Annotated in this window: 11 protein-coding genes and 1 other RNA gene; 11 read left to right on the forward strand and 1 reads right to left on the reverse strand. The window is 70.5% G+C overall.

What is annotated here, in order from left to right; genetic code table 11:
- Positions 1 to 74: 74 nt before the first annotated feature.
- Positions 75 to 782 (reverse strand): hypothetical protein, encoded by a 708-nt coding sequence (locus QN163_03275; protein MDR5683033.1) that lies wholly within the window; start codon positions 780 to 782, stop codon positions 75 to 77.
- A 106-nt stretch (positions 783 to 888) separates the two neighbouring features.
- Between QN163_03275 and QN163_03280 the strand changes: the two genes are divergently transcribed.
- The 11 genes from QN163_03280 (at position 889) to mraY (ending at position 10912) form a co-directional block, all read left to right on the forward strand.
- On the forward strand, positions 889 to 1596 hold the full coding sequence (locus QN163_03280; protein MDR5683034.1) for a hypothetical protein: 708 nt from the start codon (positions 889 to 891) through the stop codon (positions 1594 to 1596).
- On the forward strand, positions 1593 to 2144 hold the full coding sequence (locus tag QN163_03285) for a ribonuclease HI family protein (protein ID MDR5683035.1): 552 nt from the start codon (positions 1593 to 1595) through the stop codon (positions 2142 to 2144). Before QN163_03280 ends, QN163_03285 begins: the two co-directional genes overlap by 4 nt.
- A gap of 67 nt (positions 2145 to 2211) precedes the next feature.
- Positions 2212 to 2574, forward strand: an RNA gene (gene rnpB / locus QN163_03290) — RNase P RNA component class A.
- A gap of 74 nt (positions 2575 to 2648) precedes the next feature.
- The gene (locus tag QN163_03295) at positions 2649 to 2876 is read left to right on the forward strand and encodes a hypothetical protein (protein MDR5683036.1); all 228 of its coding nucleotides are present in this window, start codon (positions 2649 to 2651) and stop codon (positions 2874 to 2876) included.
- Between the two features lie 292 nt (positions 2877 to 3168).
- The gene (mraZ, locus tag QN163_03300; GenBank protein MDR5683037.1) at positions 3169 to 3591 is read left to right on the forward strand and encodes a division/cell wall cluster transcriptional repressor MraZ; all 423 of its coding nucleotides are present in this window, start codon (positions 3169 to 3171) and stop codon (positions 3589 to 3591) included.
- 198 nt (positions 3592 to 3789) lie between these two features.
- Positions 3790 to 4704 (forward strand): 16S rRNA (cytosine(1402)-N(4))-methyltransferase RsmH, encoded by a 915-nt coding sequence (gene rsmH / locus QN163_03305; GenBank protein ID MDR5683038.1) that lies wholly within the window; start codon positions 3790 to 3792, stop codon positions 4702 to 4704.
- A gap of 95 nt (positions 4705 to 4799) precedes the next feature.
- The gene (locus QN163_03310; GenBank protein ID MDR5683039.1) at positions 4800 to 5171 is read left to right on the forward strand and encodes a septum formation initiator family protein; all 372 of its coding nucleotides are present in this window, start codon (positions 4800 to 4802) and stop codon (positions 5169 to 5171) included.
- Between the two features lie 64 nt (positions 5172 to 5235).
- On the forward strand, positions 5236 to 7020 hold the full coding sequence (locus QN163_03315) for a penicillin-binding transpeptidase domain-containing protein (GenBank protein MDR5683040.1): 1785 nt from the start codon (positions 5236 to 5238) through the stop codon (positions 7018 to 7020).
- Positions 7021 to 7069: 49 nt separating this feature from the next.
- Entirely contained in the window at positions 7070 to 8557 is a 1488-nt protein-coding gene (locus tag QN163_03320; protein ID MDR5683041.1) for a UDP-N-acetylmuramoyl-L-alanyl-D-glutamate--2,6-diaminopimelate ligase, read from the forward strand.
- Complete coding sequence (gene murF, locus QN163_03325; GenBank protein MDR5683042.1) at positions 8550 to 9959, forward strand: UDP-N-acetylmuramoyl-tripeptide--D-alanyl-D-alanine ligase; 1410 nt, start codon at positions 8550 to 8552, stop codon at positions 9957 to 9959. The genes QN163_03320 and murF overlap by 8 nt, the downstream gene beginning before the upstream one ends.
- Positions 9956 to 10912 carry a phospho-N-acetylmuramoyl-pentapeptide-transferase gene (gene mraY, locus QN163_03330; protein ID MDR5683043.1) on the forward strand — a complete coding sequence of 319 codons (957 nt, stop codon included), beginning with the start codon at positions 9956 to 9958 and terminating at the stop codon, positions 10910 to 10912. The genes murF and mraY overlap by 4 nt, the downstream gene beginning before the upstream one ends.
- Positions 10913 to 10918: the final 6 nt, after the last annotated feature.

Raw genomic sequence — 10918 nt, forward strand, 5'->3', positions numbered from 1 at the left:
CCGGTCGGCATTGTGACCGCCTCACGCCCCTGCTGCGCCAAGCGCGCGGCCCGGGCGTCGAGGCGGGGTGGCCCTCAGTGGAGTGCGAAGTAGCCGGGACCATAGACCCCCGGAGCGTCGGTCGTCACCGTGTAGTCGCCCGGTCTCATGCCACGCGTCCGGAGCAGGTACTGGTACAGGTTGCCGTTGCCCAGCCGATGTGCCTCGACCGTCATCGTGCCACCGGGTCCCTGGATCGTGATCCTGTAGCTGGCGGCAGACCCCGTGCTGCAGAACTTGATGGGAAGTGTCGCACCCGCTCGTGTGACGTGCCCGGGTGCGCTGGTGCGCACAGGCGGCTGCCAGCCCGGCCGGCAAATGCGCTCGGCTCTAGGAGACGGCGCGGGTTGCGGCAGGATGACGATGTAGGTGGCGGATGCGACGCCGACGTGCTGGTCGGGGTTGGCCGGGTTGCCGTGCTGCTGCAGGAACGTCACCGCCACCGTCTGCTGCCCGGATGCGTAGCCGCTCCACGTACCGTTCCAGGTCCACAGGGCGCCAAAGCAACTCAGCTGCGCAGCGGTGACGGTGCCGCTCGTCGCAGTCGCCGACACCGTAGCGGGGATTCCGCAATCGCTGACGAAGGTGGCGGTCAGCTGCGTGCTGGCCGCGGTGATCGTACTGCCACCGGGCGGCGTGAGCGCCGCGGGCACCGTCACATTGTGGGCCTGAGCGGCACCCGCCAGCAGCACGCACAACCCGATCACCACGGGTGCCAGGCGTGAGGCTGTCGTGGCCGTCACGGGACTCACCTCCCTTTGGGATTCCCATCTATCTGCGGATACGCCGATGGTGCTATCGTGGGTTCGCGGCGGGGCAATCCCCGAATTGTCGGGCAATGCGCAAATCATGGAGAGCGTCGCCCGCGCCCTGTGGGACCTGTACCAACTCGACGAGGCGATCGCGCTGCGAGAGCACGACCTCGCCGCGCTCGACCCGGGTGACGTGCTGCTCGGGCAGATCGAGACGGATCGTGCTCAGCTGGAAGCATTGCGGGAACGGTGGCATGCCGCGGTGGTTGCGCAGAGGTCTGGCGAGCTGGAGTTGCGATCGCTGGCGGACAAGCGCGCGCGGTTCGAGCGCGACCTGTACAGCGGCAGGATCACGAATCCCAAGGAGCTGGCGAGCATGCAGCGGGAGATCGCCATGCTGGACCGACAGCGGGCGCACCTGGAAGACCGGGTGCTGCTGACCATGGAGGAGGCCGAGCAGCTCGCACGTGCGGTGGCCGAACTCGAAGGCACCCTGGCACGGCGTACGGCTGAGCATCGCGAGCAGCTCCAGACGTCGCTGCGGCGGCGCAGGGTGCTCGAGAGCGAGTTGGAGGATCTGCGCGCGCGCCGGGACGCAGCGGCCCGTTCCATCGATGCGGCCTTCCTCCACCGCTACCAGTCGGTTCGAGCCAAACTGCCTCATCCCGTTGCGAGGGTGGAGGCCGGGTCGTGCGGTCGGTGCCACGTTCGGCTGCCGGCGGGGCTTTTGGAAAGACTGGAGGAGGTGGCCCCCGACGCCCTGATTTTGTGCCCGGGCTGCGGCAGGATCCTGGTGGTGACGTGAAGGTGATCGTGCGCCCGGACGGCGCCTCGCGGGGCAACCCAGGGCCCGCGGCCATCGGCGTGGTCATCGAAGACGGGCAGGGAGCCGTCTTGCGCGAGATCTCGGAGGCGATCGGTCCGGCCACGAACAACGTGGCGGAGTACCGTGCGCTGCTGCGGGGCCTCGAGGAGGCGGCGGCCCTGGGGGCGACGGAGGTGGAGATCCGGACCGACAGCCAACTGGTGGCAAACCAGCTGCGCGGCACCTACCGGGTCCGCAGCCCCGTCCTGGCCGGCCTGCACGAGGCGGCGCGCCGGATTCTGGCTCGTTTCCGGCATACGGAGGTGCGTCCTGTGCCCCGGGAGGAGAACGCGCGGGCCGACCGGCTCGCCAATCGGGCGCTGGACCGCGCAAGCGGGGCGGCGGACTTGCTCATCGAGCGGATCGTGCAGGAGGTGCGGGCGTCGGGAGCCGAAGCCGTGCGCGGGAAGATCGGGCGGCTGGATGCTCCTGCGCTGCGCCGGCTCGCGCTCCGGTTGGCAGAAGAGCTGGCCCGCCGTGGGGCGTAGTCTCGGCCGGCCGACCGCTGGCTGTGCGCCCGTGGTCCCCGGCGGGATCGGGTATAATCTGGAACGGAGAGCAGGCCGGGCGGCCGCGCTGCCCGACTTCCCGGGCGGCGAGGAAAGTCCGGGCTCCGCAGGGCAGGGTGGTGGGTAACGCCCACCCGGGGTGACCCGAGGGAAAGTGCCACAGAAACATACCGCCGGTCCCCTCGGGCCGGCAAGGGTGAAAAGGTGCGGTAAGAGCGCACCGGCGGCGTGGCGACACGCCGGCCAGGCAAACCCCACCCGGAGCAAGGCCGCGTAGGGGGAGATGAGGTGGCCCGCCGATCCCCGGGTAGGCCGCTAGAGGCCTCCGGCGACGGAGGTCCCAGAGGGATGGCCGCCGCCCCGAGCTCGGCGAGGGGTACAGAACCCGGCTTACAGGCCTGCTCTCCACAGAACCGTGCGAATGGAAGGACCGATCGACGACCACCGACCATGGAATGCCCCCACTGCGGTAGCGAGAACGTAGTGCCGAACATCACGATCCGCTGGAGTCAGGTGCGAGGCGTGTTCCTGCCGCGGCGGGGCAACTACTGCACCGCCTGTGGGAAGTCGTTCGAAGGCCAGGTTCCCGAAGAGATGGCGATCCGCACCGTCGTGCTGGAAGAACTGACCCCCGCGATCCGCAGCCTACAGGAAAGCGGCGACGTCATCGTCGTCCGCCACCGCAACGGCACCCACGAAGTTATCTTCTAGAAACACACGGTTTCCGTGCGGCGCACCCGCCTGGCGGACTGCACACTTCGCCACACGGTCGGGCATCACAACACCTGGGCACCGGCGGTCCTTTCGGCCCAATGGGTTGTGGTCCGTTGCCCCCGGGCTGCTCGATATGCGGTTGTGGATGCGTCAGCGGTGGAAATTTTCCTTGTCAACAGGCAGGAATCGTGTAGTGTGAGGAGAACAGTGGGGAAAAGTGGGGAAGTGTGGGGACCACTGCAACGGGTGGGGGAGGTTCTGAGGCGACGGCTGCCGTGGCTGGAGATCGATGCTCAAGGGCGAGTTCGAGTACACCCTGGACGACAAGGGGCGGGTGGTCATACCTCCTCGCTTCCGTCGTCAGATCGGCGACCGGTTCGTCGTGACGCGGGGCTTCGACGGGTGCGTGGTCCTGTATCCGGAGTCGGAGTGGGCAGGTGTCGAGGACAAGTTGCGCGGCGAGCCTCTGGCGAACCGGCAGTTCGTTCGCTACCTGCTGGGATCGGCGGTCGAGGTGGAAACCGACAGGCAGGGGAGGTTCGTGTTGCCCCCGCCCCTGCGCGAGCACGCGGGCATCCAACGTGACGTAGTGGTCGTCGGGCTGATTAACAAGCTCGAGATCTGGAGCCGGGAGCGGTGGCAACAGTACCTGAAGCAGACGGTGCAGGACGAGAGCAGGCTGATCGAGGGGATGAAGGAGTTGAACCTGTAGTTAAGGCGCAAGGCAGAGCAAGGACACAGAGGATGCGCAGAGAACGGGGCCCGGAGCAGCCTTCGACGCAGCGCCTTCGCAGCAACGACGCGCCGCTACTCGCTATCCCCCTCTGCCCGATGCGAAGAGCACGCAGCCGCATCGCAGCGCCACCGGGCTCCGTTCCCTGCGCATCGTCGTTCGCACGAGGTCCCGACGTTGCCAAACGGCGCGCACACGCCGGTCCTGCTCGCGGAAGTCCTCAAGTGGCTGCGGCCACGTCCGGGCGGCGTCTACGTGGATGCCACGGTCGGGGCAGGCGGGCACGCGGCGGCGATCGCAGAGCACATCGGACGGGAGGGCAGGCTGATCGGGATCGACCGCGACCCCGAGGCCGTCGGGGTGGCCCGTCGGCGTCTTGCGGGTTTCGGCGACCGCGTGCGAGTGGTACGCGCGAACTTCGACAGCCTGGACGCAGTCCTCGCGGAGCTGGGGATCGAACAGGTAGACGGGGTGCTGTTCGACCTAGGTGTCTCCTCGCTGCAGTTGGACGCTTCGTCGCGGGGCTTCAGCTTCCGCGACGTGGGGCCGCTGGACATGCGCATGGATCCGACCGGGGGCCAGACGGCAGCGGATCTGCTCAATCGCCTGCCCGAGCGTGACCTCGCCGACATCCTGTATCGGTACGGGGAAGAGAGGTTCGCGCGGCGCATCGCGCGCGAGATCGTCCGCCGGCGGCCTCTGCGCACCACCGAACACCTGCGGGACGCAGTTCGGGCCGCCGTGCCCCGGCGCGCGTGGCCCCGCAACGTGGATGTGGCCACGCGGACCTTCCAGGCGTTGCGGATCGCGGTCAACCGCGAACTCGAAAGCCTGGAACGGGCGATACCGCAAGCGGTGGGACGGCTTCGGCCCGGAGGACGGATCGCGGTGATCGCGTTCCACTCGCTGGAGGATCGCATTGTCAAGCGCGCGCTGGCCGGCGACGGGCGGCTGGTGGTCCTCACGCGCACGCCCGTGCGGCCGAGCCCGCAGGAGGTGGCGCGAAATCCTCGGTCGCGCAGCGCCCGCCTGCGGGTCGCCCAGCGCCGGGAGACCGAAAGCGGAGGACAGGACGCCATCTCCCGACCATGATCTCCCCTCAGCGCCGCACCCGTACCTATCCCGTCCTCCTTCCCGAGGAACCGGTCCGGACGCGTTCGCGTCCGCGGGCGGGCCGGCCTCACCCCATGGGCCGCCCCGTCGCCGTCGCCGCAATCTTCCTGCTGCCGCTGTTGGGTCACGTGTGGCTCGAGGCCACCGCCGCTCAGAATGGTTACCGCATCCGTCAGCTGCGCTCAGAGATTGCGGCGCTCACCAAGCAGAACGCACACCTGGACAGTCAAGCCGCCGCGTTGCGCTCCCCCGATCGGATCGAGCGCCTCGCGACCGGTCGGCTGGGGATGCGGGCGCCCAATGGCAGAGAGCTGGCGGCCGTCGCTGTGTCGCCCCAGGCCCTTTGGCCGTCGGCACCGGTTGTGGCTGCGGAGCGGTCGCTCTGGCAGCGCCTGGCAGCCGTCTTCCAGCAGCAACCGGCCTCCGCGCAGGAACGCGGGCGATGACCCCGGCTGGACCGTCCGGCGCCCGCTGCGGCCTCGCGGGGTCGGTGCGCCCTTCGGTGCGGGCATGAGCCGCTCCCGCTCGGGGCCGCACGGAGGCGCGCGGGCGGGAATCGCCACCTTCCCTCGGGGCCGGATCCGGTTCGTCCTCGTGGCGTGGCTTGTATGTCTGCTCGCTCTGCTGGGGCGGGTCGGCTACCTCCAGACGGCGCGCGCAGACGACCTGCGGCGCATCGCGCAGCGCCAGCAGGTGGACGTCGTGCCGGTGCCCGCCTCCCGAGGCCGCATCTACGACCGCAACGGCCGCGTGCTGGCCACGAACGTACTGGCCGACTCGGCCTACGCGATCCCCAACGCGGTGCTGCGGCCGCATGACTTCGCCAACAAGGTCGGTCCGGTTCTGGGCGTGCCCCCCGGCGAGATCCTCAGGCGCCTGGAACGCGGAGGATACTTCGTGTGGCTGGCGCGCCACCTCCCGGCGGACGTCGCGGGCCGCCTGAGGGCGCTGCGGCTGGATGGCCAGCTGGGATTTCTGGCCGAGCAGCGGCGAGCCTACCCCAACGGCGTGCTGGCCGCCCACGTGCTGGGCTTTGCGGGCGTGGACAACCAGGGTCTAAGCGGCGTCGAACTGCAGTACGACCGTGCGCTGCGCGGGTCGCCCGGGGAGGCCGTACTGCTGCGCGACGCGATGGGGCGTGAGATCCCCGAAGGTCGGCGCCTGCTCCGTCCGGCGACCGATGGCGCGGACCTCGTCCTCACTATCGACGAGGTGGTCCAGCACATCGCCGAGCGTGAGCTGGCGTCGGCGGCCAAGCAGGCCCGGGCCAGGGGCGGCAGCGTGATCGTGATGGACGTGCGTACGGGGGGTGTGCTGGCACTGGCGAACTATCCGCGCTACAACCCCAACCGCTACGAGACGGCCGACCCGCAGACGTGGCGCAACCGGGCGATCGCCGACGCGTACGAGCCGGGTTCAACGTTCAAGATCGTCGTCGTGGCCGCCGCACTCGACGCGGGACGGATCGGGGAGGATACGACGCTGTCCTGCCCGGGCTACCTGGTCGTACCCGGCAACCACCGCATCCGTGAGGCCCACGGGGTTGCCCACGGCCGTGTCCTGCCCGCGGACATCGTCCGGCTGTCTTGCAACGTGGGGGCCGCGCTCACCGGCGCCCGGTTGGGGCCCGCGAACTTGCACCGGTACGCCCGCCAAATGGGGTTTGGGTCGCCGACCGGCATCGATCTGCCCGGCGAGTCGCCGGGAATCCTGCGGCCGGTCCGGGAGTGGTCCGGGTCGGACGTCTACACGATCTCCTTCGGCCAGGGGATCGCGACGACGCCGCTGCAGCTGGTGACGGCGGTGGCCACCATGGCCAACGGTGGCAGGCGCGTGCGGCCCCACGTCGTCTCGCTGATCCGCGACGCCGACGGTCGCGTGCGCCGTGTGATCGAGCCGACGCCGGGCCCCCAGGTGCTCAAGCCCTCCGTCGCCAGGGCGATGATGGAGATGATGGTGCGCACGGTCACCGACGGTACAGGTACGGCGGCGGCGATCGAAGGCTATGCGGTCGCGGGCAAGACCGGCACCGCACAGAAGCCCAACCCGGCCGGCGGATACCTGGCGGGCCGCTTCGTGTCGTCGTTCGTCGGCATCGTTCCGGCCGATCGCCCGCGTCTGGCGATCCTCGCGATGCTGGACGAGCCGCAGGGCCCCTACTACGGCGGCGTCGTCGCGGCCCCGATCTTCCAGCGCGTGGCCTCGCAGACGCTGTGGTACCTGCGCGTACCGCCGGCCCCGAGCACGTTCGGCGATCGGATGGACCGGGGCAGACAGACAGGTGCCCGCGACTGACCGGGGGCGACCTCCGTATAATGGGATGCGCACCGGCCGAGGCATCAGCGTGCGGTTGGCAGATCTGCTCACGGAACTCCCGTCCTGCACGGTCCACGGGGACCCCTACGTCGCTATCGCCGGCGTCACGCACGACTCTCGCGAAGTCGGCCCGGGGTTTCTGTTCTGCGCCATCCCGGGTGTCCGCTACGACGGTCACGACTTCACGGCGGAGGCAGCTCAGCGGGGTGCCGCTGCGCTGCTCGTCCAGCGGCGCGTGGAGGTGGCGCTGCCCCAGGCGGTGGTGCCCTCGGTGCGGGAGGCGATCGGGCCCGTCGCCTCGGCGTACTGGGGCCATCCTTCGCGGGCGCTGCGCGTCATCGGCGTCACGGGCACCAACGGCAAGGGCGCGGTCACCTACCTAACGCGTGCGGTGCTGGAAGCCGGGGGGATCACCTGCGGGATCATCGGGACGATCGGCGCGGTGGTCGGGGGAAGACGGGTTTCGCTGCGGCGCACCACGCCGGAGGCGCCCGAGCTGCAGCAGCTGCTGGCGTCGATGCGCGATGCGAGCCTGGCGGCCGTCGCTATGGAGGTGGCCTCGCACGCGCTGGCGATGGAGCGCGTGGGCGGTGTGCGGTTTGTCGCCGCGGGGTTCACGAACCTGACGCAGGACCACCTGGACTTCCACGGCACCATGGAGGCATACCGGGCCGCCAAGGCGCGGCTGTTTGAGCGAGTGGAAGCCGACGGCGTCTCGGTCATCAACCGCGACGATCCGCACGGTGTCTTCATGGCGTCCCGCAGCCGCGCGCCGGTGGTGACCTATGGGCTGGGCGACGACGCCGATGTCCGTGCGCAGGGCCTGGAGATGTCCGCGCGTGGGTGTGCGTTCGAAGTGCTGACCCCGGTCGGCCGCGCGTGGTTTTCGATCCCGATCGCCGGGATGTTCAACGTCTACAACGCGCTGTGCGCCGTGGCGCTGGGTCTTCACTGCGGCGTGCCGCTGGACGCGATGGCCGACGCGTTGCGTGCGTTTCCCGGCATCCCGGGGCGGTTCGAGCTGGTGGATGCCGGACAGCCGTTTGCGGTCGTCGTCGACTACGCCCACACCCCCGACGGCCTGGACAACGTGCTGCGGACCGCCCGGCAGATCGCCCACGGCCGCCTGATCGCGGTCTTCGGGTGCGGCGGTGACCGCGACCCAGCGAAGCGGCCGGAGATGGGTCGCATCGCGGTTCGCCTCGCCGACCACGTGGTCGTGACCTCGGACAATCCACGTAGCGAAAACCCGATGGCGATCATCGAAGACATCGTGGCGGGCATCCGTGGGGAGGTCGAAGACCTCTTGGGGCGGCCGGCCCTCGGCACCTACGAAGTCGAGCCCGACCGGCGGGCGGCAATCCGGCGGGCGATCGCGATGGCCCGCCCCGGCGACATCGTGGTGATCTGCGGCAAGGGACACGAGGACTACCAAATCCTGCGGGATCGCACGATCCCCTTCGACGACCGCGAGGAGGCGAGGCAGGCGCTCGCGTCGGTGCAAAGCCGTGCCTGACGTTGTGCTCACCGTGGCGGAGGTGGCCGCGGCCACCGGTGGCCGCCTCGTGCGCGCAGACCCCCACGCAGCCGTTGCGTCAGTGGTCACCGACAGCCGGCAGGTTCGGCCGGGGGCGCTGTTCGCTGCCCTCGCCGGCCCCCACCACGACGGCCATGCCTTCGTCGCCGACGCGGCGCGGCGCGGCGCGGTCGCCGCAGTGGTCTCACGCCCCGTCGAGGTAGACGTCGCGCAGGTGGTGGTGGACGACGTGCTGGCGTGCCTGCTGCCCCTGGCCGCCGCGTGGATCGCGCGGTTCGACGTGAGGGCGGTGGGCGTCACCGGCAGCACCGGCAAGACGACCACGGTGCGCATGATCGAATCCGTGCTGCAGCGCGCGGCGCCGACGCACGCCTCGCAGCCGAACTGGAACGCGGAAGTCGGCGTCCCCCTCACGGTCTTCGGGCTGCGGCGCGACCATCGGTATCTCGTCGTGGAGATGGCGATGCGCGGGGCAGGCCAGATCGCCCAACTGTGTCGGGCGGTGCGCCCCGCCGTGGGCGTCGTGACGAACGTCGGCGAGTCGCATCTGGCGTTGCTCGGGTCGATCGAGGCCATCGCCCGCGCAAAGGCCGAACTGGTCGACGCCCTGCCGCCAGACGGCGCGGCGGTGCTGAACGCCGACGACCCCCGTGTTGCGGCGATGGACGTACGTTGCCGGGGCCGGGTGGTCCGCTACGGACTGGCCACCGCCGCGGACGTGCACGCCACCGACGTCCGGATCGACGCTGAGGGCTGTCGCTTCCGTCTTGCGGCCGGGGCCGATACCGCTGCGGTGCACCTGCCGGTGCCTGGACAGCACTTCGTCAGCAATGCACTGGCGGCCGCTGCGGTCGGCGTGGTCGAGGGGGTGTCCGTAGGGGCCATCGCCGATGCGTTGTCCGGGTTCCGCCCGCCGCCGGGGCGGCTGCAGCTGCGCCGGCTGGGCGGCGACGTCGTGGTCTGTGACGACACCTACAACGCCAGCCCGGCGTCGCTGCGCGCCGCGCTGGAGACCGCGCGCGCCCTGCGGGGCGGGCGCCGCCTGGTGGCAGTGCTCGGCGAGATGCGCGAGCTGGGGCCGCGTGCGGATGCGGCGCACCAGGAGGCCGGAGCGCTGTGCGCGGCCGAGGGCGTCGACGCCCTGGTCGTCGTCGGCGAACTGGGCAGCCGGATCGCCCAGGGGGCCCGCGCGGCCGGCATGCGTTCCGGGGCGATCCACGCCTCAGCCGACGCCGCCGACGCCGCGCGTCTTGCCGCGGAGCTGGTGCGCGACGGCGACCTGGTGTTGGTCAAGGGGTCGCGTGCGGTCGGGCTGGAGCGGGTGGTCGCCGGACTCGCGTCGGCCAGGTCGTCGGCGGCGGTCCCGACCGAGGGGCGATGACGATCGAGCGGATCGCGCTGGCTGCCACCCTGAGCGCGGTGGTGGTGCTGGCGGTCGGCCCCCTTGCCATCCCCTGGCTGCGGGCGTTCGCGCGCCAGCCGATCAGTGAGGACGCCCCCCCGCGCCACCGGGAGAAGGCGGACGTCCCGACGATGGGCGGCGTGCTGATGATCGCCGCGGTGGTGGTCACGCTGCTGGCCCTGTGGATTGGGAGCCGGACGCTGGGCATCGTGTTCGTTGCTTTCTTGGGATGCGGGGCCGCCGGCCTGGTTGACGATTTGCTCAAGGCGCGCCGCGGGCGCAACCTGGGGCTGCGCGCGCGCGAGAAGCTCGCCTTCCAGATTCCGATCGGCCTGGCGATCGGATACTACGCGATGGAGTTCACGGGGCTGGGTTCGGCGCTCGTGCTGCCGTGGATCGGGGAGGTCCGGCTCGGCTGGCTGTACCTCCCGTTCGCGGTGCTGTTCATGGTGGGTTTCACCAACGGCGTCAACCTGACGGACGGACTCGACGGGCTGGGCGCCGGTACCGTGGCCATCGCGGCGGTGGCCTATACGGGCGTCGCGCTGCACGTGGGACGTGCAGACGTCGCGGCGTTCGCGGCGGCCCTGGCGGGGGCGTGCCTGGGTTTTCTCTGGTACAATGCGCATCCCGCCCAGGTGATCATGGGGGACGTCGGATCGCAGGCGCTGGGCGGCGCGCTGGCCGCGATGGCGATCGTCACCAAGACCGAGCTCACCTTGCTGGTGATCGGGATCGTGTTCGTGCTGGAGGCGGCGTCAGTGGTGCTGCAGGTCGCCTACTTCAGGGCCACCGGGGGCCGACGGATCTTCCGCAGCTCGCCGTTGCACCACCACTTCGAGCTCGCCGGCTGGGCAGAGACCCAGATCGTGACCCGGTTCTGGTTGGTGGGCTCGCTGGGGGCGCTCGCTGGGCTGACGGTCGTCCTGTGAAGGGAA

Source organism: Armatimonadota bacterium (genome assembly GCA_031432545.1).
Taxonomy (GTDB): domain Bacteria; phylum Sysuimicrobiota; class Sysuimicrobiia; order Sysuimicrobiales; family Sysuimicrobiaceae; genus Caldifonticola; species Caldifonticola tengchongensis.

Coding starts and splice junctions, on each gene's coding strand:
- mraZ (MDR5683037.1), top strand. CDS start 3,169: ATGCTCAAGGGCGAGTTCGAGTACACCCTGGACGACAAGGGGCGGGTG.
- QN163_03310 (MDR5683039.1), top strand. CDS start 4,800: ATGGGCCGCCCCGTCGCCGTCGCCGCAATCTTCCTGCTGCCGCTGTTG.
- mraY (MDR5683043.1), top strand. CDS start 9,956: ATGACGATCGAGCGGATCGCGCTGGCTGCCACCCTGAGCGCGGTGGTG.
- QN163_03280 (MDR5683034.1), top strand. CDS start 889: ATGGAGAGCGTCGCCCGCGCCCTGTGGGACCTGTACCAACTCGACGAG.
- QN163_03315 (MDR5683040.1), top strand. CDS start 5,236: ATGAGCCGCTCCCGCTCGGGGCCGCACGGAGGCGCGCGGGCGGGAATC.